Origin of the sequence: Pseudomonas sp. DC1.2, assembly GCF_034351645.1 — a bacterium.
In the GTDB taxonomy this organism is placed as follows: domain Bacteria; phylum Pseudomonadota; class Gammaproteobacteria; order Pseudomonadales; family Pseudomonadaceae; genus Aquipseudomonas.
The window spans coordinates 1,027,555-1,050,702 of record NZ_CP133782.1 but is presented as its reverse complement, the minus strand read 5'-3'; the positions used below and the strand labels follow the sequence as shown (position 1 = coordinate 1,050,702).

At 58.2% G+C, this 23,148-nt stretch carries 20 protein-coding genes; 10 read left to right on the top strand and 10 right to left on the bottom strand.

What is annotated here, in order from left to right:
• Positions 1-94: 94 nt before the first annotated feature.
• The 4 genes from RHM68_RS04620 to RHM68_RS04605 all read right to left on the bottom strand — a co-directional run bounded on the left by RHM68_RS04620 (position 95) and on the right by RHM68_RS04605 (position 4,257).
• Positions 95-859, bottom strand: a complete 765-nt coding sequence (locus RHM68_RS04620; protein WP_003171943.1) for an amino acid ABC transporter ATP-binding protein — start codon at positions 857-859, stop codon at positions 95-97.
• A gap of 11 nt (positions 860-870) precedes the next feature.
• Positions 871-1,968, bottom strand: a complete 1,098-nt coding sequence (locus RHM68_RS04615; RefSeq protein ID WP_322220750.1) for an amino acid ABC transporter permease — start codon at positions 1,966-1,968, stop codon at positions 871-873.
• 10 nt (positions 1,969-1,978) lie between these two features.
• Positions 1,979-3,160, bottom strand: a complete 1,182-nt coding sequence (locus RHM68_RS04610) for an amino acid ABC transporter permease (protein ID WP_322220749.1) — start codon at positions 3,158-3,160, stop codon at positions 1,979-1,981.
• 65 nt (positions 3,161-3,225) lie between these two features.
• Positions 3,226-4,257, bottom strand: coding sequence for an amino acid ABC transporter substrate-binding protein (locus RHM68_RS04605; protein WP_322220748.1), 1,032 nt, complete (start codon positions 4,255-4,257; stop codon positions 3,226-3,228).
• A gap of 468 nt (positions 4,258-4,725) precedes the next feature.
• Between RHM68_RS04605 and RHM68_RS04600 the strand changes: the two genes are divergently transcribed.
• From RHM68_RS04600 to RHM68_RS04585, 4 genes are all read left to right on the top strand, one after another.
• The gene (locus RHM68_RS04600) at positions 4,726-5,382 is read left to right on the top strand and encodes an alpha/beta hydrolase (protein WP_322220747.1); all 657 of its coding nucleotides are present in this window, start codon (positions 4,726-4,728) and stop codon (positions 5,380-5,382) included.
• Between the two features lie 84 nt (positions 5,383-5,466).
• Positions 5,467-6,954 carry an ATP-dependent RNA helicase RhlB gene (gene rhlB, locus RHM68_RS04595; RefSeq protein WP_322220746.1) on the top strand — a complete coding sequence of 496 codons (1,488 nt, stop codon included), beginning with the start codon at positions 5,467-5,469 and terminating at the stop codon, positions 6,952-6,954.
• 171 nt (positions 6,955-7,125) lie between these two features.
• Positions 7,126-8,253 carry an FAD-binding oxidoreductase gene (locus RHM68_RS04590; protein WP_322220745.1) on the top strand — a complete coding sequence of 376 codons (1,128 nt, stop codon included), beginning with the start codon at positions 7,126-7,128 and terminating at the stop codon, positions 8,251-8,253.
• 90 nt (positions 8,254-8,343) lie between these two features.
• Positions 8,344-8,979 (top strand): helix-turn-helix transcriptional regulator, encoded by a 636-nt coding sequence (locus RHM68_RS04585; protein WP_322220744.1) that lies wholly within the window; start codon positions 8,344-8,346, stop codon positions 8,977-8,979.
• 60 nt (positions 8,980-9,039) lie between these two features.
• On the opposite strand, the gene RHM68_RS04580 is transcribed toward RHM68_RS04585, so the two are convergent.
• From RHM68_RS04580 to RHM68_RS04555, 6 genes are all read right to left on the bottom strand, one after another.
• Positions 9,040-9,816 (bottom strand): ABC transporter substrate-binding protein, encoded by a 777-nt coding sequence (locus RHM68_RS04580; protein ID WP_322220743.1) that lies wholly within the window; start codon positions 9,814-9,816, stop codon positions 9,040-9,042.
• A 234-nt stretch (positions 9,817-10,050) separates the two neighbouring features.
• Complete coding sequence (gene moaE / locus RHM68_RS04575) at positions 10,051-10,503, bottom strand: molybdopterin synthase catalytic subunit MoaE (RefSeq protein ID WP_322220742.1); 453 nt, start codon at positions 10,501-10,503, stop codon at positions 10,051-10,053.
• A 2-nt stretch (positions 10,504-10,505) separates the two neighbouring features.
• Complete coding sequence (locus RHM68_RS04570) at positions 10,506-10,748, bottom strand: MoaD/ThiS family protein (RefSeq protein ID WP_322220741.1); 243 nt, start codon at positions 10,746-10,748, stop codon at positions 10,506-10,508.
• Complete coding sequence (gene moaC, locus RHM68_RS04565; protein ID WP_322220740.1) at positions 10,745-11,218, bottom strand: cyclic pyranopterin monophosphate synthase MoaC; 474 nt, start codon at positions 11,216-11,218, stop codon at positions 10,745-10,747. Before moaC ends, RHM68_RS04570 begins: the two co-directional genes overlap by 4 nt.
• Positions 11,219-11,366: 148 nt before the next feature.
• Positions 11,367-12,761 (bottom strand): PhoH family protein, encoded by a 1,395-nt coding sequence (locus RHM68_RS04560; protein WP_322220739.1) that lies wholly within the window; start codon positions 12,759-12,761, stop codon positions 11,367-11,369.
• A 348-nt stretch (positions 12,762-13,109) separates the two neighbouring features.
• A complete protein-coding gene (locus RHM68_RS04555) occupies positions 13,110-14,234 on the bottom strand; it encodes a polysaccharide deacetylase family protein (protein ID WP_322220738.1) in 1,125 nt (374 codons plus the stop codon).
• Between the two features lie 180 nt (positions 14,235-14,414).
• On the opposite strand from RHM68_RS04555, the gene yaaA reads away from it, so the two are divergent.
• From yaaA to RHM68_RS04525, 6 genes are all read left to right on the top strand, one after another.
• Positions 14,415-15,194: a peroxide stress protein YaaA gene (gene yaaA, locus RHM68_RS04550; RefSeq protein ID WP_322220737.1), complete on the top strand. Its 780-nt coding sequence runs from the start codon at positions 14,415-14,417 to the stop codon at positions 15,192-15,194.
• Positions 15,195-16,007: 813 nt separating this feature from the next.
• Positions 16,008-17,324: a nucleotide sugar dehydrogenase gene (locus RHM68_RS04545; RefSeq protein WP_322220736.1), complete on the top strand. Its 1,317-nt coding sequence runs from the start codon at positions 16,008-16,010 to the stop codon at positions 17,322-17,324.
• Between the two features lie 111 nt (positions 17,325-17,435).
• On the top strand, positions 17,436-18,917 hold the full coding sequence (alg8, locus tag RHM68_RS04540) for a mannuronan synthase (RefSeq protein WP_416195223.1): 1,482 nt from the start codon (positions 17,436-17,438) through the stop codon (positions 18,915-18,917).
• A gap of 35 nt (positions 18,918-18,952) precedes the next feature.
• The gene (locus RHM68_RS04535) at positions 18,953-20,125 is read left to right on the top strand and encodes an alginate biosynthesis protein Alg44 (RefSeq protein WP_322220735.1); all 1,173 of its coding nucleotides are present in this window, start codon (positions 18,953-18,955) and stop codon (positions 20,123-20,125) included.
• 15 nt (positions 20,126-20,140) lie between these two features.
• Positions 20,141-21,658 carry an alginate biosynthesis TPR repeat lipoprotein AlgK gene (gene algK / locus RHM68_RS04530; protein WP_322220734.1) on the top strand — a complete coding sequence of 506 codons (1,518 nt, stop codon included), beginning with the start codon at positions 20,141-20,143 and terminating at the stop codon, positions 21,656-21,658.
• Positions 21,655-23,139, top strand: a complete 1,485-nt coding sequence (locus tag RHM68_RS04525) for an alginate export family protein (RefSeq protein WP_322220733.1) — start codon at positions 21,655-21,657, stop codon at positions 23,137-23,139. Before algK ends, RHM68_RS04525 begins: the two co-directional genes overlap by 4 nt.
• The last annotated feature ends 9 nt before the right edge of the window (positions 23,140-23,148 follow it).

The window sequence follows — 23,148 nt, the reverse complement described above, 5'->3', positions numbered from 1 at the left end:
GATTGTGGCGGTCTGCCTCGCCGCAGCACGGCTCAAATCGCAGGTAAAAATAAACCCGGAACATGTCCGGGTTTATTTCACTGTCGGTGCAGGATCAATGCAGGATCTGGCTCAGGAACAGTTTGGTGCGGTCATTCTGCGGGTTGTCGAAGAAGTCGTTCGGCGCGGCCTGTTCGACGATTTCGCCTTTGTCCATGAAGATCACACGGTTGGCCACGGTGCGCGCGAAGCCCATTTCGTGAGTTACGCAGAGCATGGTCATGCCGTCTTCGGCGAGGCCGATCATGGTGTCGAGAACCTCTTTCACCATTTCCGGGTCGAGCGCCGAGGTCGGTTCATCGAACAGCATGATTTTCGGTTTCATGCACAGCGCACGAGCAATCGCCACGCGCTGTTGCTGACCGCCAGACAGTTGCCCAGGGAATTTATGCGCCTGCTCCGGAATGCGCACGCGCTCCAGATAGTGCATGGCGATTTCCTCGGCCTTGCGTTTCGGCATCTTGCGCACCCACATCGGCGCCAGGGTGCAGTTCTGCAAAATGGTCAAGTGGGGGAACAGGTTGAAGTGCTGGAACACCATACCGACTTCACGGCGGATCGCTTCGATCTGCTTGAGGTCGTTGGTCAGTTCAACACCGTCAACCACGATACGCCCCTGCTGGTGTTCTTCCAGACGGTTGAGACAACGGATGGTGGTCGACTTGCCAGAGCCCGACGGACCGCACAGAACGATACGCTCGCCCTGCTTGACGTTCAGGTTGATGTCTTTCAACACGTGGAACTGGCCGTACCACTTGTTCACGCCCTGCATCTGAATAATGCCTTCAGGGCTCACAGGCTGTTTGATCGCTTCACTCATAAACTACGCTCCTAACGCTTGTGGCCAGTGTCCAGCTTACGTTCCAAATGCATGGAGTAGCGGGACATACCAAAACAGAAAATCCAGAACACCAGGGCCGCAAACACATAGCCTTCAGTCGCCATGCCGAGCCATTTTGGGTCGGCGGCAGCTTGCTTGACGCTGTTCAGCAGGTCGAACAGGCCGATGATGATCACCAGGCTTGTGTCCTTGAACAGCGCAATGAACGTGTTGACGATGCCAGGAATCACCAGCTTCAGGGCTTGCGGCAGAATCACCAGGCCCATGCTGCGCCAGTAACCAAGGCCCATTGCCGCCGCCGCTTCGTACTGACCTTTGGGGATCGCTTGCAGACCGCCGCGTACTACTTCGGCGACGTAGGCCGACTGGAACAGGATCACCCCAATCAGTGCCCGCAATAGCTTGTCGAAGTTCATGCCTTCAGGCAGAAACAACGGCAGCATCACCGAGGACATGAACAGCACCGTGATCAACGGTACGCCGCGCCAGAATTCGATGAAGGTCACACAGACCACCCGAATTGCCGGCATGTTCGAACGACGACCCAGGGCCAGGACGATCCCCAGTGGCAAAGCACCGGCAATACCGACGGTAGCGATCACCAGGGTCAGCATCAGGCCGCCCCACTGGCTGGTCGCCACGTTGGTCATGCCGAAGACGCCGCCATGCAACAGGAAGTAGGCAATGATCGGATACAGCACCAGAAAGCTCAGCCCGTACATCGCCTTACGCGGGAAACGCGAGATGAACAGCGGCGCCACACCAATGATCGCCAGCAGTACGGTCAGGTCCACGCGCCAGCGCAGTTCCATCGGATAGTAGCCGTACATGAACTGGCCGAAGCGCTGCTCGATAAACACCCAACAAGCGCCCGCCTTGGTGCAGTCAGCCCGAGTGGTCCCGACCCAGTTGGCGTCAAGGATCGCCCACTGCAAGAGCGGCGGCACAATTAGGTAAATCAGGTAGAACGCGAACAGGGTCAGCAGGGTGTTGAGCCAGCTGGAGAACATGTTCGCCCGCATCCACGCGACCACACCGATGCTGCTGCTCGGTGGTGGCATGTCGGGTTTGAAAGTATGAGTTGTCATGCGCTTTTCCTTACCGCTCGATCAGCGCAATGCGCTTGTTGTACCAGTTCATCAGCAGGGAAATGCTGATACTGATCGCCAGGTACACGCTCATGGTGATGGCAATGACCTCGATGGCCTGCCCGGTCTGGTTCAGCACCGTACCGGCAAACAACGACACCATTTCCGGGTAACCGATACCGGCGGCCAGCGAGGAGTTCTTCGCCAGGTTCAGGTATTGGCTGGTCAGCGGAGGAATGATTACACGCAGCGCCTGCGGGATGATCACTTTGCGCAGGGTCGGACCGTTGCGCAGCCCGAGGGAACGCGCCGCCTCGGTCTGGCCGTGGCTGACCGACTTGATGCCCGAACGCACGATCTCGGCGATAAACGCCGCGGTGTACACCGTGAGGGCCAGGGTCAACGCCAGCAGTTCCGGAATCAGTACCCAGCCACCAACAAAGTTGAAGCCCTGCAACTTCGGCATTTCCCAATGCAGCGGCGCGCCGAAGATCAGTGCGCAGAGTGCCGGGATCACCACCAGGATCGCCAGGCCAACCCAGAACTTATGGAACGGCACGCCGGTCGCTTCAAAGCGCTTATTGGCCCAACGGCACATCAGAACAACAGCGACGATCGCCAGCACAACGCCGGCCACAAACGCCCAGAACCCGTCGGCTGCCAGCGCGGCCGGCATGTTCAGGCCTCGACTGCTGACGAAGAACGTGTCGCCGAAGTTATGGCTGGCGCGCGGCCCGGGCATGGTCAGGAAGACCGCGAAGTACCAGAACAGGATTTGCAGCAGCGGCGGAATATTACGGAAAACTTCCACGTAAACCGTTGCCAGCTTGCTGATGATCCAGTTCGGCGACAGCCTTGCCACACCGACAATAAAGCCTAGGAGGGTCGCCAGAACCACGCCGATGACGGTGACCAGCAACGTATTGAGCAGACCGATGACAAACACCCGGGAATAGCTGTCCGATTCGGTGTAGTCGATCAAATGTTGAGCGATGCCGAACCCGGCACTGCGCTCCAGAAAGCTGAAACCGGAAGTAATGCCCCGGTGCTGAAGGTTGGTTTGCGTATTGTTGAACAGATACCAGCCCATCGCGACCACCGCGACAATCGTGATGATCTGAAATAGCCACGCACGCACTTTTGGATCGCTGAGGCTGAGCCTCTGCTTTGGTGCGCCGATTGATTTTTGCATGAAGTGCCCCGGTAATAATGGAACAGAACATCACCCGGTGGTTGGCCCACCGGGTGATAGAACCATCAGCGCACTGGTGGTGCGTATTGAATGCCGCCGTTTGTCCACAGCGCGTTCATGCCACGGTCAATTTCCAGCGGGGTGCTCTTGCCGAGGTTTTTCTCGAAAATTTCGCCGTAGTTACCGACCTGACTGATGATCTTGACGACCCAGTCCTTCGGCAGTTTCAGGTCCTTGCCGTATTCACCGTCGGCACCCAGCATACGGGCAACGTCCGGGTTCTTGGTCGACTTGGCTTGTTCAAGAACGTTTTTCGAAGTGATACCGGCTTCTTCGGCGTTGAGCATGGCATAGCCAACCCAGCGAACGATTGCCAGCCACTCGTCATCGCCATTACGCACGACTGGACCCAGCGGCTCTTTGGAAATGGTTTCTGGCAGCACCACGTAGTCTTTTGGCGAAGCCAATTTGCTGCGCTGTGCGTAAAGCTGCGACTTGTCGGAAGTCAGCACGTCGCAACGCCCGGACTCAAGCGATTTGGCGCTTTCATCAGAGGTGTCGAAAGTGATCGGGGTGTACTTCAGACCATTGGCGCGGAAGTAGTCGGAAACGTTCAGCTCGGTGGTGGTACCGGCCTGAATGCAGATGGTCGCGCCATCCAGTTCCTTGGCACTTTTCACGCCCAGCTTGCTGTTGGCCAAGAAGCCCACGCCGTCGTAATAGGTGATGAAGCCAGGGAATTTCAAGCCCATGCCCGCGTCACGGGAACTGGTCATGGTGGTGTTACGCGACAACACGTCGATTTCGCCGGACTGCAGCGCGGTGAAGCGCTCTTTGGCGTTCAACTGGCTGAACTTGACCTTGGTCGCGTCGCCGAAAACGGCAGCCGCCACGGCGCGGCAGACATCAGCATCGATCCCCAGGATCTTGCCGGTGGAGTCCGGAACCGAGAAGCCCGGCAGACCATCGCTGACGCCGCACTGTACGAAACCTTTCTTCTGCACTGCATCCAGGGTTGCACCCGCCTGAGCGAACCCACTGACACCGAGCACTGCGGCTGCAGTCACGATGGCCAGGGTGGATTTCAACATCTTCATTCAAACCTCCAGTTTTGCTCTTGTTGTGTCGGAGCTTAAGTCCAGTCGCACCCTTATGAGGCGTTGTTGACCCGTGTTGGCTTTTTTTAGGGTCAACCGACGTAAAACCTTCGCTATGAGTCTAGTAGGAGAAAATCCACATCATGGACAACTCACTTCTCACCAATCGGCCGAACGGGCTGTAGCCCTTTCACGTTCGCGAAGCCCGAAGCGGCCATTGGCGAACATCCATCACCGGATTCTTTGCTATCCCACCGCCAGTCGTACACTGATAGTGTTACCGCCAGACGCGAGATTGGTTGCGCAGGTTTTCCCATAGCAAAGCCCGTACCACACCGCGCGCTTAAGCGATTCAGCGACAGTGCAATAGCAAAACTTGTAGCCTTGCGACATCTTCTTAACTGATCAACCACTCGCGCACTCAGATCACGCACTCAATGAGAGCGCGCGCACAACATTGGAGCAGCCATGACCGAGCCCTTGATTATTGAGCCCAGTAAACCAGTAGACGCCTGCGTTATCTGGCTACACGGCCTCGGCGCCGATCGCTACGACTTCCTGCCAGTAGCCGAAGCGCTTCAGGAAAGCCTACTGACCACGCGTTTTGTCCTGCCTCAGGCACCCACCCGCGCCGTCACCATCAACGGCGGCTACGAGATGCCCAGCTGGTACGACATATTGGCCATGAACCCGGCCCGCGCGATCAGCCGCGAAGAGTTGGACGTGTCAGCAAAAATGCTTATCGCGCTGATAGAAGAGCAGCGAACCAGCGGAATAGACGCCTCGCGAATTTTTATCGCCGGTTTCTCACAGGGCGGCGCCGTGGTTTTGCACACCGCCTTCCTTGAATGGCAGGGGCCACTCGGTGGCGTACTTGCCCTCTCTACCTATGCCCCCACCTTCAGCAGTGAATTGGAGCTTTCAGCCAGCCAGCAACGTATCCCGGTGCTGTGCATGCACGGCCAGTACGATGACGTCGTTCAAAACGCCATGGGCCGCAGCGCGTATGAGCATTTGAAGGTGCGAGGTGTCACCGTCGCATGGCAGGAATACCCAATGGGTCACGAAGTGTTACCTGAGGAAATTCACGACATTGGCACCTGGCTCACCGAGCGCTTGCGTTAATCGGCGTCCTTTGATCATCCCGCTACGCCGCGCCCGATTCTTGCATTACACTGGCCGGCGTACATTCCTTAACCAATTGATGAGATGACCGTGCTCAAAGCACTCAAAAAAATGTTCGGTAAAAGCGAGGCTGAGCCGCTCGCCCCAGTCGCCACCGCTCCGTCTCACACCCCCAGCCACCGCACCGACGGTCATCAGCCTGGCCGGACCGCCACCGCAGCGGCACCGAAACACGCGCCAGTGACCACACCGGCCGCCCAACCTGTTGCAGTCTCTGCCTCCGAGCAACCGCTCAGCGAAACGCCAAAACCAGTAAAACCGCGTCGCGAACCAAAGCCTAAGGCGCCGGTTATTCCCTGGAAACTCGAAGACTTCGCCGTCGAACCCATGGAAGGCAAAACCCGCTTCCACGATTTCAAGCTTGCGCCAGAGTTAATGCACGCCATTCAGGACCTGGGTTTCCCGTATTGCACGCCGATTCAGGCGCAAGTCCTGGGTTTCACCCTCGCGGGTAAAGACGCCATTGGTCGCGCACAGACCGGCACCGGCAAAACCGCCGCGTTCCTGATCTCGATCATTACTCAGTTACTGGATACCCCGCCGCCCAAAGAACGCTACATGGGTGAACCGCGCGCGCTGATCATTGCGCCGACCCGGGAACTGGTGGTGCAGATCGCCAAAGACGCCGCCGACCTGACCAAGTACACCGGCCTAAACGTCATGACGTTTGTGGGTGGCATGGATTTCGACAAGCAGCTCAAGCACCTTGAAGCCCGTCACTGCGACATCCTCGTCGCCACACCGGGCCGTCTGCTGGATTTCAACCAGCGCGGCGATGTACACCTGGACATGGTTGAAGTCATGGTCCTGGACGAAGCCGACCGGATGCTCGACATGGGTTTCATCCCACAAGTGCGTCAGATCATTCGCCAGACCCCGCCGAAGAACGAACGCCAAACGCTGCTGTTCTCCGCGACCTTCACCGAAGACGTCATGAACCTGGCCAAGCAATGGACCACCGAGCCTTCGATCGTCGAGATCGAAGCGCAAAACGTGGCCAGCGAAAACGTCGAGCAACACATCTACGCCGTGGCAGGTGCCGACAAATACAAGCTGCTTTACAACCTCGTCACCGACAACGGTTGGGAACGGGTGATGGTCTTCGCCAACCGCAAAGATGAAGTGCGGCGAATCGAAGAGCGCCTGGTACGCGATGGCGTCAACGCCGCGCAACTGTCCGGCGATGTGCCGCAGCACAAGCGCATCAAAACCCTGGAAGGTTTCCGCGAAGGCAAGATTCGTGTGTTGGTGGCCACCGATGTTGCCGGTCGCGGCATCCACATCGACGGCATCAGCCACGTGATCAACTTTACCCTGCCGGAAGTCCCGGACGACTACGTACACCGCATCGGTCGGACTGGCCGTGCCGGCGCAGAGGGTGTGTCCATCAGCTTTGCCGGTGAAGACGACTCCTACCAGCTCCCCTCCATCGAGGCGCTGCTAGGTCGCAAGATCAGCTGTGAAACACCGTCCACTCATCTGTTACGTCCAGTTGAGCGCAAGCACCCGTAACGCAGGTCGCACACCAAGAGGCGCAGCCGGAAACGGCCTGCGCTTTTTTTTCGCCTGAAGATTGCCGACAGAAACTTTAAGTCCACAATGGACAAATTAGTTTATATTCGACATCCGAAGCCCAAAAATACCTTTACAATTTCGGTGTTTACGCCCTTTCAGGAGACGTCCATGAGCCAGGCAGACTTCATCATCATCGGCGGTGGCATTGCCGGCGCTTCCACCGGTTTCTGGCTATCACCGCACGGGCGCGTGATCGTCCTGGAACGCGAATCACATCCGGCTTATCACGCCACAGGACGTTCGGCCGCACTGTACAGCGCCGCTTACGGCACGCCCCAAGTTCGGGCGCTGACCCAGGCCAGCCGCGACTTTTTCGACGCCCCGCCCAGCGGTTTCTGCGAGCATCCGCTGCTGACCGCGCGGGGCGAGATGACCGTGGATTTCACCGCAGACGCAGTCGAGCTGAACAATCAATACCTAAGCGCCAAAGCCACGGTGCCCGAGATGCAACTGCTCAGCGCCGACGATGCCTGCGCGCGGCTGCCCATCCTGCGCCGGGAAAAAGTCCATGGCGCGATCTACGACCCAACGGCCTGCGACATCGATACCGATGCCTTGCACCAAGGTTATTTACGCGGGATCCGCCGCAACAACGGCGAAATCCATACCGACAGCGAAGTCTTGGGCCTGAGCCGTGATGCCGACGGTCTGTGGCGGGTGCAGACCAACGGCCAGGTCTTCAAGGCCCCGATCATTATCAACGCCGCCGGGGCGTGGGCCGACAAGCTCGGCGCACTGGCCGGCGCTCAGCCACTGGGCCTGGTACCCAAGCGGCGCTCAGCCTTTATCTTCGCCGGCCCCGAGGGCGTGGATATTCATCACTGGCCGATGCTGGTCAGCCTCGACGAATCGTTCTACATGAAGCCCGATGCCGGCATGTTCCTCGGCTCGCCCGCCAACGCCGACCCGGTGGAACCCCACGATGTGCAGCCAGAGGAACTGGACATCGCGATGGGCATTTACCAGATTGAACAAGCCACCACCCTAACTATCCGCCGTCCGACCCGGACCTGGGCCGGCCTGCGCAGCTTTGTGCGCGACGGTGATTTGCTGTGCGGCTTCGACACTCAGGTGCCAGGGCTGTTCTGGGTAGCGGCGCAGGGTGGCTACGGTATCCAGACGTCACCGGCGATGGGGCAAGCCAGCGCGGCATTGGTTCGCGGTGAATCATTGCCCGAGCAACTGACCCGTTTCGGCCTGGAAGCCGCGATGCTCTCCCCCGCCCGCCTGAGCTGATAACCGTCCTCAGGTGACGTATCGACACGATTGCGGCAAACTTCCAGCGCCCTTTCTGACGGGCGCTGATGCTGCCTGGAGCCCCACCTGATGACTGCACCCGAACAAAACCCGGCCCTGGACAACTTCCGAGCGATCGCCGATGCGATCGCCACCTTGTTCTTTCCTCATGCCGAGGTGGTGCTGCATGACCTGCGCACGCAAAAGGTTGATTACATCGCCAACAATCTGTCCAAGCGTGCAATCGGTGAGGACTCCGCGCTGCAAGAGCTGCTTAGCGGCAACGTCAGCGAACGCAATATCGGTCCCTACGAAAAGCTCAATTGGGACGGCCAGAAGATTCGCAGCCTCAGCAGCGTGCTGCGTGACAGCGACGGCCATCCGCTAGCGGTGCTGTGCATCAATCTGAATATTTCGCTGTTCGAGAATGCCAAGGCGGCGCTGGACCTGTTTCTGTCGCCCAGCAAACTCATCCCGCAACCGGACTCTCTGTTTCGCGATGACTGGCAGGAGCGGATCAACACCTTCCTCCACGCCTGGCTACGCGAGCGCCAGCTAAGCCTGAATGTACTAACCCGTGACCACAAACGGGAACTGGTACTGGCGCTGCATGCCGAGGGCGCTTTCAAAGGCAAAAGCGCCTCCAACTATGTGGCCAATGTGCTGAACATGGGGCGGGCGACGGTGTACAAGCATTTGAAGGAATTGAAGGAATTGAAGGGCTGACGCCTTAAGGTGTGTTGGCTGGCAGGCCCTCATCGCGAGCAAGCTCGCGATGGCGGTTAATCAGTCGCCATAGATGTCGGACTTAAAGTACTTGTCTGAAATTTTCTGGTACTCACCATTCGCTCGAATACCGTCAATGGCCTTGTTCAGTTCCGCCACCAACTCGGTGTTGCCTTTACGCACCGCTACCCCGGCACCCTCACCGACATACTTCGGATCCTTCAACTCCGGCCCGACAAACGCGTAGCCTTTGCCACGCGGCATCGACAGGAAGTCATTGAGCGGAATGGTGTCGGCGAAAATTGCATCGAGGCGACCGGACGCGAGGTCCATGTAGATCTCTTCGTTGTTGCTGTAACGCTTGACGCTGACACCCTTGGGCTCGAAAACCTCGGTGGCGTAACGGTCGGTGGTGGTTGCACGCTGCACGCCGACTGTCTTGCCCTTGAGGCTGGCGTACTGGTCATCGACCTCCGCGCCGTCCTTCATCACCAGGCGTGATGACGTGAAGTAGTACTTGTGGGTGAAGTCGACCGACTTTTTGCGGTCTTCATTGATGGTCATGGACGACAGCGCCATGTCGATTTTCTTCACTTTCAGGGAAGGAATCAGACCGTCGAACTCGCCTTCGACCCACACGCATTTGGCCTTCATCTGCGCGCACAGCGCATTGCCGATGTCATAGTCAAAACCGACGATTTCGCCTTTAGCGGTTTTCGACGCAAACGGCGGATAAGCCGCTTCGATACCGATACGCAGGGTTTTCTCAGCAGCGAACAGACCGCTGGACGCTAACAGGCTCAGAGCCAGGCCGGTAATCAGGGGGAGTTTCTTCATGTTCGTTCTCTCGCGGGTTGTTGTTGGTTTGGCAAGACAGAAGAAAGTGCTAAAACGGAGAAGTGGTTTTCTATACTTATAATTCCATACTGGACTTTTATGTATTTTCCGTCAATCGGGCAAACAGACTCATGCCGGGGCACCGGCCGGCGGGTGAATCAGTCAATTATTGGGCGCAGCGTGAGCTTGTCCGCGACAGCAATAGTGCGGACAACCCAGCAATATCAGGCGGGTTTACGGATTCCAGCGATCCGCCGCCGCATGATCACTGTCGCGGCCTTCCACCCATCGTGGCCCGTCACTGGTGTTTTCCTTTTTCCAGAACGGCGCGCGGGTTTTCAGGTAATCCATGACAAATGAGCAGGCGTCGAACGCAGCCTGGCGGTGGGCGCTGGCGGCGCCGACGAAAACGATCGGCTCGCCCGGTTCAAGGGCACCAACGCGGTGTAACACTTCCAGCTTCAACAACGGCCAGCGCTGTTGCGCTTCGAGGGCAATTTTGCCCAGGGCCTTTTCGGTCATGCCTGGGTAATGCTCAAGAAACATCCCGGCAACGTCCAAGCCGTCATTGAAGTCACGCACGTAGCCGACAAAACTCACCACCGCGCCGACACCGACATTGGCGGCGTGCATGGCGTTGACTTCAGCACCCGGATCAAACGGAACAGGCTGTACGCGAATCGCCATGATCAGCCTCCGGTCACGGTGGGAAAGAAGGCAACTTCATCGCCATCGACCACCGCCTCATCAAGCTGGCACAAGTCTTCGTTGCGTGCACACATCAGGTTCTGCTCGGTCAGCACCTCGGCACCGTCGCGCTGGGCGAGCACTGCACGCACATCGTCGACCGTAACGAAATCGCCTTCGACCTTGAGCGAGTCCACGCCCAACGCTTCACGGTAACGGGCGAAAAATTTCACCGTCACCTTCATGACAGATCGGCCTGAAAATGACCGCTCTTGCCGCCGACCTTTTCCAGCAGCCGCACGCTCTCGATGGTCATGCCGCGATCCACAGCCTTGCACATGTCATAGATGGTCAGCGCCGCAACACTGGCGGCCGTCAAGGCTTCCATTTCGACGCCGGTCTGCCCGGACAACTTGCAGCGCGCGACGATGCGCACGGTGTCGTCGCCTTCGGCGCTGAGTTCGACTTTAACGCCGGTGAGCATGAGCGGGTGACAGAGAGGAATAAGATCACTGGTTTTCTTCGCCGCCTGAATACCGGCGATCCGCGCCACGGCGAAGACATCACCCTTGGGGTGACCGCCACTGACGATCATTTGCAGGGTACCAGGCAGCATGCGCACCAGCGCTTGGGCCGTCGCTTCACGGAACGTGACCGCTTTTTCGGTGACGTCGACCATATTGGCGCGACCTTGAGAATCGAGATGAGTCAGCACAGGGTTACTCCTGATCAAGAGCGACGATTGTAAACCCGTGAGTCAAATTTCCGCACGTTTGATTGTCGACTCCTCACACGGGCTGTGGAATTTGTGCCGGGCACAAAAAACCGGGCGCCTATTAGGCCGCCCGGTTCTGGTGAAGCGATTACAAATGCGATTCAGCGTATTCAGCCAGAATCGAGCGAGGCACCCCTTGCAGGGTGATGTGTACACCGTTAGGGAAGTCTTTAAAGCGTTCAGTAAGGTACGTCAGTCCCGAGCTGGTCGCGGACAGGTAAGGGGTATCGATCTGCGCCAGGTTACCCAGGCACACCACCTTGGAACCGGCGCCGGCACGGGTGATGATGGTTTTCATCTGGTGCGGCGTCAGGTTTTGGCACTCGTCGATCAAAATCAGACTCTGCTGGAAGCTGCGACCCCGAATGTAGTTGAGGGATTTGAACTGCAACGGCACTTTGCTGAGGATGTAATCGACACTGCCATGGGTGTTTTCGTCATCCATGTGCAAGGCTTCCAGGTTGTCGGTAATGGCGCCCAGCCAAGGCTCCATTTTTTCCGCTTCAGTGCCGGGTAGAAAGCCGATCTCCTGGTCCAGGCCTTGTACGCTGCGGGTTGCGATGATGCGCCGGTAACGCTTGCTGACCATCGTTTGCTCAATCGCCGCCGCCAGCGCCAGAATGGTTTTACCCGAGCCGGCCGCACCGGTCAGGTTGACCAGATGAATGTCTGGATCGAGCAAGGCATACAGCGCCAGGCTCTGATAAATGTCACGCGGTTTCAGGCCCCAGGCTTCCTGGTGCAACAGGGGCTCCTGATGCAGGTCGAGGATCAACAGTTTGTCGACCTGAATCTCTTTGATCCAACCCACAAACCCCTGCTCGTCGATAATGAACTCGTTGACATGCACCGCCGGCAGATTGTCGATCAATTGCACCTGGTGCCAAGTTCGACCATGGTCCTGGCGGGTTTCGACCTTGCTTACACGGTCCCAGAACGAGCCCGTCATGTTGTGGTATCCGTTGGGCAGCAGCGATACGTCATCGACCAATTGGTCGGTGCTGTAGTCCTCGGCTGCAATCCCGCATGCCCGAGCCTTGAGGCGCATGTTGATGTCTTTGGTCACCAGCACCAAACGCAATTCCTTGTCGCGCGCGTGCAGGTCGATCAACTGGTTGATGATGATGTTGTCGTTCAGATGCTCGGGCAGAATGATATTCGGCTCGGCACGCTTGCTCATCAGAATTGACAGCAAGCCCTTGGGCCCACTCTTGCCGCGCTGGATTGGCACACCGAGTTCGACGTCTTCCGGGCTGGCATCGCCCAAGGTCTTGTCGATCAGGCGAATCGCCTGACGGCACTCGGCTGCAACGCTGTGATGCCCGCTCTTGAGTTTGTCTAACTCCTCAAGCACGGTCATCGGGATCGCAACGTGGTGCTCTTCAAAGTTAAGCAGGGCATTTGGATCGTGAATCAGTACGTTGGTATCGAGTACATATAGGATAGGCAGATTGGAAGAAGGGCTACGTCCGTGATCATCCATACTCGGTCACCTTTGTGGGAGCCAGTCGACGCAACACCTTGACAGTGCTGCGCCGCGAAGTGGCCACCGAATTCACCTGCGGAGAATCAAGTGAACTGCATCCATAGCGGAGTCTTGGAAGACGCCACCTGTGTTGCAGGTTTCGGCGGTCTGTCTTCGTAATACTCCTAAACCCGTGACAGAAAAAAGCACTTTGACGTTTTTTTGAAGTTTATTTTTCAGAGTGACGAATAGCCCTTGGCGTGCAGGCACAGTGCCGTTAAAGTCGGAAGTCCGCCAGCACCGCAACCCGCTCAAAAAACGCCCCGCCTCGCCCTCTTCTCCAACGTTTACAGGCTTTAGCTGTATTCAGCGAAATGCGTCCTGACAGTCTTCCCATCCGATCCCGCTTTGCGCCGTTTGCGTGATCAGCCAAGGCATCTCCGTCTTGACCCCGTCCTGCTTCACATTGAAATTAATCACCCCGTGGCGCCACAACAACATCAGGGTCAATACCCGTTGCGCGCTCTGGCGGGCCTTGAGCTTGCCGGCACCGTCCTGCGCATCGATGTCCCACAACGCGACCTGCAAGCCCTGAGACGTGAAGAAGTCCTCGGCATCGGCCCGCCGCTGGCCGTCGGGCGGACGGAACAGCGGCACGTAATTCTCTGGCAGCTTGCTTTTCACCAGCTCGACGCTGCGCCGCACCGAGTCCTGCCAGTCTTGCCAGTGACTGTGCGAGCGAAACTCCCAGCCTTGCACACCGATGCACTGCCCGGAATAGGTTGCTTGCAGGCTGGCGACCGAACGCTCAGCCAGTCGAGTCTGGATGTCCTTGCCCAGGACGAAAAAGGTGCCACTCATGTTCGACTTGCGCAGGTAATCGGCCACCCACCCGGTATTGTCCGGACTGGCGTTGGCCGCACTGTCGAAGGTCAACAGGAACAGCCGGTCGTTCATCTCATCGCCGTTGCGCTCGTAGTCACCAAAACGATCGATTTCGCTGCTGGTTTGCGGAAACAGCGCAGCCTTGCGCAACTGCTCGTCCAGGTATTGAGCGTGGAACAGTCGGCTCGGCTCGGCCCACTTGATGTAGTAGCTCTCGTCGCTGACCTGAAATTTCGCCGCCTGCTCTCGGAGCGTCGGCAAGTCTTCGACCAGGAAACAAAAAGACGCGTCCTGATCACAGCTCTGCTGGGCGAAGTTGTAATTGGCCAGCAGCCGCTGCCACAAACGCTGGCGCAGGTTGTTGACCGACTCCAGGTTGATGGTACGCAGCCCAAGGCGCTGGGCCAGCGCCGCTTCATCGAGCGACTCACTGGCCAGGAGCACCCGGGAGAACATGAGGATCTCGGCGCGAGACGCTACGTCGAACAGCGTCGGGCTGGTCAAGTGTTCGGGCCAGGTGCTGCGATCCAGCGTCGCCAAATCAGCGGGCCCCGCCAGGGCACCGACGCTCAGCAGCCAAGCGGCCAATAGAAAAACGATACGCAATGGGATGTCTCCATAACAAAACCCGCGCGGCACTATAGCTGATAGCGACGCACATGATCGTTCCCCGCCCCTGCGTGGTCAGCCTCATCTGTGCAAACCACCGATCACCTATGGCCTTGATAGCTGGAGTCAGCGCAGACAACCCCCTAGAATCGCCGCACGATTAAAGGAGACGACTTCATGCTGATGGTGATTTCACCCGCCAAGACCCTCGATTACGAAACACCGCCGGCGACCCAACGCTTCACTCAGCCACAGTATCTGGATCACTCCCAGGAGCTGATCTCGCAATTGCGCGAACTGACACCGGCGCAGATCAGCCAATTGATGCACGTCTCCGACAAGATCGGCGGCCTCAACGCCGCACGTTTCGGCAGTTGGACCCCGGCCTTCACCCCGGACAACGCCAAACAGGCGTTGCTGGCGTTCAAGGGCGACGTTTATACCGGCCTGAACGCACAAACCTTCAGCGAAGCCGATTTCGATTACGCCCAACGGCATTTGCGCATGCTGTCCGGCCTGTACGGCCTGCTGCGTCCTCTGGACCTGATGCAGCCGTATCGGCTGGAGATGGGCACCAAACTGGCCAACGCCCGTGGCAAGGACCTCTATGCCTTTTGGGGCACACGAATCAGCGAATGGCTGAACGAGGCTCTGGCCGATCAAGGTGACGACCTGCTACTGAACCTGGCGTCCAACGAGTATTTCTCGTCAGTCAAACGTAGCGCACTGAACGCACGCATCATCAATACCGAGTTCAAGGACCTGAAAAACGGTCAGTACAAAATCATCAGTTTCTATGCAAAAAAAGCACGCGGAATGATGAGCCGCTTCGTGATCGAGGAGCGCATCAACGACCCGGCAGCGCTCAAGCAATTCGATGTCCAGGGTTATCGCTACAGCGCCGAACACTCAAAAGTGGACAACCTTGTATTTTTGCGCGATCACGCTCCCGAATAACACCTCCCTCCTGCTTCGGCGCACGACTTCAAACACCGTCGTGCGCCGCCCTCTGATCGTCCAACAACCCTCTTCTATCGCCATTTGTTTGGCGCCAAAAAATCATCACGCTGTTTTATAAATTTTCTTTCACTCGACAGTCGTCATTTTTTTCAGTAGTGGCACTCAATCTTTTTTTCAGTAGTGGCACTTAACCATCCAACTCGGTAACTAGCCCATTAACAAAGGGCCAAATCGAAAGTGCTATCAATATGAAAGCAGTGCCATCTTTATCAATATTTCAATCATTTTCAAAAATCGTGATGAGCGGACTGGAACTATGTCCAAATGCACCGCTCATACCACCGGTAACGATTCTCAACGCGCTTGTACGAGATAACTTACACAGACAAGAGACTCATCTAGCGAAGTTGTCATATTAACTTCTACCGGTTGAGCACTTATCTGCAAAACACCCAAAGGACAGGAGATAGGCACCATTGATATCCCCTAAAAGGCCAAGGCTGCGCCCCTATAAAAATGCTCATCTGAGTATTGAAATGCTTGATTTTACTGGCTAAATACTGGGGATCGAGTACGAACCGTCTGTGTATCTGCTTCTTCAGAACAGAGAATCGGCCGCATAACAGGGCATGTCATAACAACAAGGCCTCGTTGCGCACACCTTGAGTGCATTACTTAGACACTCAACACTTAGCTTGCCTGCACACGGCACTTTTTCGGCTGTAAGGCACACTTGCGAGTGAACTTCGGCCCGCGGCACACCCTTAACTCCAGCCATTTAATGGCTTGATAAATACAGAGGTAAATACGATGCGCATCAGCATATTTGGTTTGGGTTACGTCGGTGCAGTCTGTGCCGGTTGCTTGTCTGCACGTGGCCATGACGTCATCGGCGTTGATGTGGCCAAAGACAAGATCGATATGATCAACGCTGGTAAATCGCCGATCGTTGAACCGGGTCTCGGCGAGCTTTTGGCCAAGGGAATCGAGACCGGTCGTCTGCGCGGTACCACCCACTTCGCAGAAGCGATTCGCGACACCGACGTGTCGATGATCTGCGTCGGTACACCGAGCAAAAAGAACGGCGATCTGGAACTGAACTACATCGAAGCCGTGTGCCGCGAGATCGGTTTTGTCCTGCGTGACAAGACTTCCCGCCACACCATCGTGGTTCGCAGCACCGTGCTGCCGGGCACCGTCGCCAACGTCGTGATCCCGATTCTCGAAGACTGCTCCGGCAAGAAGGCCGGCGTCGACTTCGGCGTGGCGGTCAACCCTGAATTCCTGCGTGAAAGCACCGCGATTGCCGACTACGATTTGCCACCGATGACCGTCATCGGCGAGTTCGACACCGCCAGTGGCGACGTGCTGCAAGCGCTGTACGAAGAACTCGACGCGCCGATCATCCGCAAGGACATCGCGGTCGCCGAAATGATCAAGTACACCTGCAACGTGTGGCACGCCACCAAGGTGACCTTCGCCAACGAGATCGGCAACATCGCCAAGGCTGTCGGCGTTGATGGTCGCGAAGTGATGGAAGTGGTCTGCCAGGACAAAACCCTGAACCTGTCGCAGTACTACATGCGTCCGGGCTTCGCCTTCGGCGGCTCGTGCCTGCCCAAGGACGTTCGCGCCCTGACCTTCCGCGCAGGCTCCCTTGACGTTGATGCGCCGCTGCTTAACTCGCTGATGCGCAGCAACGTGTCGCAAGTGCAGAACGCCTTCGACATCGTCGAAAGCCACGACAAACGTAAAGTCGCCCTCCTGGGCCTGAGCTTCAAGGCCGGCACCGACGACCTGCGTGAAAGCCCGCTGGTGGATCTGGCAGAAATGCTGATCGGCAAGGGTTACGACCTGAGCATCTACGACAGCAACGTCGAATATGCCCGCGTTCACGGCGCAAACCGCGATTACATCGAGTCGAAAATTCCGCACGTTTCGTCGCTGCTCAATGCCGACTTCGACGAAGTCATCAACAACTCCGACGTCATCATCCTGGGCAACCGTGACGAGAAGTTCCGTGCGCTGGCGGAACAAGCGCCACACGGTAAGCAAGTGGTTGACCTGGTCGGTTTCATGTCCAAAGCCACCAGCGTGAGTGGCCGGACCGAAGGCATCTGCTGGTAAGTCAGTTTTCCGGTCGGGTAAGCCTTTCTGGTAGCCCGACCGGTCTTTCGCCTGCCTTAACCCCATCGGGCCACCTGAAAGGCTCGCCCGAGATCGAGACGGATGCAGATTATGCACAGGCTAAAGCACGGCCTACTTCAGGCCGCCGGTTGGCTGTTTTACCTCAGTTTATTGATGGGCATCGCCATGGTGTTGCCTGCCACGACGTTCGACTCCGAGTCGAAGGACTTTATCTTCCTGATCGGCTTCATCGGGATCTGGCGTTACTCGATGGGCGCTACGCATTTCCTGCGCGGCATGCTGTTTCTGTACGTGGTCTACCCACACCTGCGGCGCAAAGTGCGCAAGCTGGGCAACGCGGCAGACCCGTCCCATGTGTATCTGATGGTCACCAGTTTTCGCATCGACGCCCTGACCACCGCCCAGGTCTACAGCTCGGTGATTCGCGAAGCCATCGACTGTGGCCTGCCCGCCACCATGGTCTGCTCCATCGTCGAAATGTCCGATGAGCTGCTGGTGAAAAGCCTGTGGGCGCGGATGAATCCGCCGGACCGGGTCAAGCTCGATTTCGTGCGCATTCCGGGCACTGGTAAACGCGATGGCCTGGCCTATGGTTTTCGCGCCATTTCCCGCCACCTGCCGGACGACCGCGCCGTGGTGGCGGTGATTGATGGCGACACCGTGCTGGCTGAAGGCGTTGTGCTCAAGACCGTGCCGTGGTTCCAGCTGTTCGGCAATGTCGGCGGCCTCACCACCAACGAATTCTGCGAAGTACGCGGCGGCTACATCATGAGCGAATGGCACAAGCTGCGTTTCGCCCAGCGCCACATCAACATGTGTTCGATGGCCTTGTCAAAACGCGTCCTGACCATGACCGGGCGCATGTCAGTGTTTCGCGCCAGCGTGGTTACCGACCCGGATTTCATCGCTGACGTGGAAAGCGACTCGCTGCAACACTGGCGCCTGGGCCGCTTCAAGTTCCTTACCGGTGATGACAAATCGAGCTGGTTCAGCCTGATGCGCTTGGGCTATGACACTTTCTACGTGCCGGACGCCGCGATCCACACGGTGGAACACCCGCCCGAAAAGAGCTTCATCAAGGCCAGCCGCAAGCTGATGTTCCGCTGGTACGGCAACAACCTGCGCCAAAACTCCCGCGCCCTGGGCCTGGGAATGAAACGCCTCGGCTTGTTCACCTCGGTGGTGCTGTTCGACCAGCGTGTATCGATGTGGACCTCGTTGCTGGGCCTGACCGTGGCGATCATCGCCAGCTTCAAATACGGCACCGCATTCATCCTGGTTTACCTGCTGTGGATCGGCATCACCCGCCTCATTCTGACGCTGCTGCTGTCCTGCTCCGGTCACCGGATCGGCCCGGCTTACCCGGCCATTCTCTATTACAACCAGATCGTCGGTGCGCTGGTGAAGATCTACGTGTTCTTCCGCCTCGACCAACAATCCTGGACCCGACAAGACACCAAATTGACCCGTGATCTCGCCAGCTTTCAACGTTGGTTCAACACCTGGTCGTCTCGGACCATGACCTTCTCCGCCGGCAGCATTTTTGTCGCCGTGCTGCTGCTGATGGTCTGACTGCCCCTTATTGAATTAGCCAGGAAATAGCCCCTATGAATACTGCTGTGAACACCAACGTAGTGCATGAATCCGAAGCCCAGCGCCAACACGCCCGTGTGAAAATTCCGGCCAAACTGCGCTTTTTCGGGACCTCTGGCGCGCCCATTGAAGCGCGGGTGGAAGACCTCTCCGCCGGTGGCCTGTGCTTCAACGCCGGGACCCAAAAAGCGCTGACCCTCGGTGAAGTGCATAAAGCACGCCTGCAATTTGTCATCGACAACCTGGGCCTGGCGATGGATGTGGAGTTGCAGATCCGCTCCTACGATCGCCAGACCGGTCGCACCGGATGCCAGTTCCAAAACCTGGAACCGCAAGACATCTCAACCCTGCGTCACCTGATCACTTCCCATTTGGCCGGCGACATCGTCAGCATGGGGGAAGTGCTGGCAACGCTACAGCGCGACAACTTCACCAAGGCGCGCAAGGTCAAGGATGGCGGCCACGGCATGACCCCGTTCGGGCGTCTGCGCGCCGTGACGTTCAGCCTGGCGATCTTCCTCGTCGGCCTCGCGGCGTTCGGTTTTATTTTCAAGTCGGTGTACGGCATGTACTTCGTCAGCCATGCCCAGGCTGGCATCGTCAGCGTACCGGGGATGAACATCACCATGCCCCGGGATGGCACCGTGCAAAGCCTGATCAAAGCCGACGGCGTCGCTGCCAAAGGCGCACCGCTGGCAACGTTCAGTACCAGCATGCTCGATGTGCTCAAGGGGCACCTGGACGAGGATCAACTGCAACCGGCCAAGGTTGAAGAACTGTTCGGCAAGCAAATGACCGGCACCCTGACGTCGCCGTGCGATTGCACCGTGGCCCAGCAACTGGTCGCCGACGGTCAGTACGCCAACAAAGGTGACGTGATCTTCCAACTGGTGCCGCGTAACAGCGAAGCCAATGTTGAAGCACGCTTCGCCTATCGCCAGTTCGGCGACGTGCGCCCAGGGACCCCGGTACGCTTTCAGATCGCCGGCGAAGAACAGACCCGCACCGGCAAAATCGTCAGCAGCACCAGCCTGAAAAGCGCCGACCTGTCCTCCGATATTCGCGTCCAGATCAAGCCTGATGAGCCGCTGAACACCAACTTGGCCGGACGCCCGGTGGAAGTGAGCAGTGATCGTGGCCCGAACCTGAACTGGCTGATCGACAAAGCCATGGCTGCCGGTCTTTAAGTCGAGGACATGCCTGTGACGACTCCAACTATCCTCACCGCGCCGCAGTCCCTGTGGGAGCGAGCCTACTCGCGATGGGCCGAGGTCGCGCCCGACCGGCACGTTCTGCCTGATGCTCCCAGCCGCCGGTATCGCGAGCAGGCTAGCTCCCACACGGGTTATGCATTTTGTGCAATTGCTTTGGCCGTGAGCCTCAGCGGTTGCGCCGGCCTGCCCGACCAGCGCCTGGCCAACGAAGCGCTCAAGCGCGGCGACACGGCGCTGGCTGCGCAGAACTACCAACAACTGGCAGACCTGGGCTATAGCGAGGCGCAAGTCGGGTTGGCCGATATCCAGGTCAATAGCCGTGATCCAGCGCAAATCAAACAGGCCGAAGCCACTTACCGCGCTGCCGCCGACACTTCGCCTCGGGCTCAGGCTCGACTGGGCCGTTTATTGGTGGCCAAACCCGGCTCAACCGAAGCCGAGCACCACGAAGCCGAAGGCCTGCTGAAAAAGGCCTCGGCCAATGGTGAAGGCAACACCCTGATCCCGCTGGCCATGCTGTACCTGCAATACCCGCACAGCTTCGCGAACATCAACGCCCAGCAACAAATCAGCAAATGGCGCGCCGAAGGCAAACCAGAGGCGGGTCTGGCCCAAGTGCTGCTGTACCGCACCCAAGGCACTTACGATCAGCACCTGGACGAAGTCGACTCCATCTGCAAAGCCGCGTTGAACAGCACCGATATCTGCTACGTCGAACTGGCCACGGTTTACCAGAAACAAGGCAAAACCGAGCAGCAAGCTGCGCTGATCAAGCAGATGCAAGCCGCTCACACTCGCGGCACCGTTTCTGCGCAGCGAGTGGACAGTGTCGCTCGCATTCTGGGCGACTCGAGCCTGGGCAAGCCAGACGAGAAGACCGCACAGGCGCTACTCGAAGACATCGCCCCCGGTTATCCAGCGTCTTGGGTCAGCCTGGCGCAATTGCTCTACGACTTCCCGGAACTCGGTGACGTCGACACGATGATGAAGTACCTGGACAACGGCCGCGCCGCCGACCAGCCGCGTGCCGAACTGTTGCTGGGCAAGCTCTACTACGAAGGCAAATGGGTGCCGGCCGACGCCAAGGTCGCCGAAGCCCACTTCCAGAAAGCCGTGGGCCGCGAAGTCGCCGCCGATTACTACCTCGGCCAGATTTACCGCCGCGGATACCTGGGCAAGGTCTACTCGCAAAAGGCCCTGGATCACTTGTTGACCGCTGCGCGCAACGGCCAGAACAGCGCCGATTTCGCCATCGCCCAATTGTTTTCCCAAGGTAAGGGCACCCAGCCAAACCCTGTCAACGCTTACGTCTTCAGCCAGTTGGCCAAGGCACAGGACACCCCGCAAGCCACCGAGCTTGCGACAACGCTAGAAGCCCAACTGCCGCCTGCCCAGCTCGCCGAGGCCCAACGCCTGTTGAAACAAGAACAGGCCGTTCGTGGCGCATCGAGCCAGAACAAGCTGGATATGCACGCTCTGCAAGAAGACGGCGAGGAATCCCTATGATGCTCAATCCTTTCGTTAAGGCCGGTATTGGCCTGACATTCGCGCTGCTGTGGTCGTGCCCGACCCTGGCGGCCATGACCGATGCCAAGAACTACGGCCTGGAAGTGAAAATCACCGGTCAGTCCGAAGATGACGCTGACCTCGGCACCGCCAAGGGCGGCGACGTCAACGGCCTAGGCCTCGACCTGCGCCCGTGGGTCTACGGCGAACGCGGTGCGTGGAGCGCTTACGCCATGGGTCAAGCCGTGACGTCCACCGACATCATCGAAACCGACACCCTGCAACAGGCCGACGACGTCAACCAGACCACCAACAGCGGTGATCGCACGTCGAAGAAAAACTACTTGGCCATGCGCGAGTTCTGGGTCGGCTACAGCGGCCTCACGCCGTACCCTGGCGAGATGCTCAAGCTCGGTCGCCAACGCCTGCGCAATGACGACGGCCAATGGCGCGACACTAACATCGAGGCCCTGAACTGGACCTTCGACACCACCCTGCTGCGCGCCAACGTCGGTGTCGCCGAACGCTTCAGCGAATACCGCACCGACCTGAAAGAGCTGGCGCCAAAAGACAAGGATCGGCTGCACGCCTACGCCGATGCGGCGTACCAATGGACACCGGGCAATTGGGTCGGCATCCGCGGTCATCACGCTCACGATGACGGCAAGCTCGACTACCCGGAACCGGGCGTAGCCGGCGACTCGCTGGACAAGAAACAGAATGGCGACCTGACCTGGCTCGGCCTCACCGCCGACAGCGATGCCTACCGTTTGAGAAACGGCAACACCGTCAACTACTGGGGCAGCATCACTGGCATGAGCGGCAACACCGACACGGTCAACGCGCTCAACGCCGACGGCACCCGCCCGACCGAAGCCAAACGCGGTGAAGACCTCAACGGCTGGGCTACCGATGTCGGCGTGCGGCTGCGCCTCGATCCGCAATGGCAAGTCGGTGCTGCCTATGCCCGCGCCAGCGCCGAATACGAACAGAACGGCCTGCAAAGCAATCGCTCGACTTACACCGGTACACGCTCGCGGGTTCACCGTTTTGGCGAAGCGTTCCGTGGCGAAATGAACAACATGCAAACCGCGACCCTGTTCGGCTCGTGGATGCTCAACGACGAATACGACGCCAGCCTGATCTACCACAAGTTCTGGCGTGTGGACGGCAACAAGCCAGTCGGCAGCAACGGCATCAACGCGGTGCAGAACAACACCGACGACGTCACCGGCGCGATCCTCTCCAGCACCTCCCTGCCACTGGAAGATGGCAAGACAGACCTCGGCCAGGAAATGGACTTGGTGGTCACCAAATACTTCAAGCAAGGCCTGTTGCCTGCCGCGCTGAGCCAGTCCATCGATGAGCCTTCGGCCCTGGTGCGGTTCCGTGGCGGCGTGTTCAAGCCTGGCGATGCCTATGGCAAACAGGTCGATTCCTACATGCACCGCGCGTTCATCGACGTGATCTGGCGCTTCTGATGCAAACCG

Bases quoted from the DNA above. Each gene is read 5' to 3' on its own strand.
- RHM68_RS04620 (WP_003171943.1), bottom strand. From the start codon at position 859: ATGAGTGAAGCGATCAAACAGCCTGTGAGCCCTGAAGGCATTATTCAG.
- RHM68_RS04615 (WP_322220750.1), bottom strand. From the start codon at position 1,968: ATGACAACTCATACTTTCAAACCCGACATGCCACCACCGAGCAGCAGC.
- RHM68_RS04610 (WP_322220749.1), bottom strand. From the start codon at position 3,160: ATGCAAAAATCAATCGGCGCACCAAAGCAGAGGCTCAGCCTCAGCGAT.
- RHM68_RS04605 (WP_322220748.1), bottom strand. From the start codon at position 4,257: ATGAAGATGTTGAAATCCACCCTGGCCATCGTGACTGCAGCCGCAGTG.
- RHM68_RS04600 (WP_322220747.1), top strand. From the start codon at position 4,726: ATGACCGAGCCCTTGATTATTGAGCCCAGTAAACCAGTAGACGCCTGC.
- rhlB (WP_322220746.1), top strand. From the start codon at position 5,467: ATGACCGTGCTCAAAGCACTCAAAAAAATGTTCGGTAAAAGCGAGGCT.
- RHM68_RS04590 (WP_322220745.1), top strand. From the start codon at position 7,126: ATGAGCCAGGCAGACTTCATCATCATCGGCGGTGGCATTGCCGGCGCT.
- RHM68_RS04585 (WP_322220744.1), top strand. From the start codon at position 8,344: ATGACTGCACCCGAACAAAACCCGGCCCTGGACAACTTCCGAGCGATC.
- RHM68_RS04580 (WP_322220743.1), bottom strand. From the start codon at position 9,816: ATGAAGAAACTCCCCCTGATTACCGGCCTGGCTCTGAGCCTGTTAGCG.
- moaE (WP_322220742.1), bottom strand. From the start codon at position 10,503: ATGGCGATTCGCGTACAGCCTGTTCCGTTTGATCCGGGTGCTGAAGTC.
- RHM68_RS04570 (WP_322220741.1), bottom strand. From the start codon at position 10,748: ATGAAGGTGACGGTGAAATTTTTCGCCCGTTACCGTGAAGCGTTGGGC.
- RHM68_RS04560 (WP_322220739.1), bottom strand. From the start codon at position 12,761: ATGGATGATCACGGACGTAGCCCTTCTTCCAATCTGCCTATCCTATAT.
- yaaA (WP_322220737.1), top strand. From the start codon at position 14,415: ATGCTGATGGTGATTTCACCCGCCAAGACCCTCGATTACGAAACACCG.
- RHM68_RS04545 (WP_322220736.1), top strand. From the start codon at position 16,008: ATGCGCATCAGCATATTTGGTTTGGGTTACGTCGGTGCAGTCTGTGCC.
- alg8 (WP_416195223.1), top strand. From the start codon at position 17,436: ATGCACAGGCTAAAGCACGGCCTACTTCAGGCCGCCGGTTGGCTGTTT.
- RHM68_RS04535 (WP_322220735.1), top strand. From the start codon at position 18,953: ATGAATACTGCTGTGAACACCAACGTAGTGCATGAATCCGAAGCCCAG.
- RHM68_RS04525 (WP_322220733.1), top strand. From the start codon at position 21,655: ATGATGCTCAATCCTTTCGTTAAGGCCGGTATTGGCCTGACATTCGCG.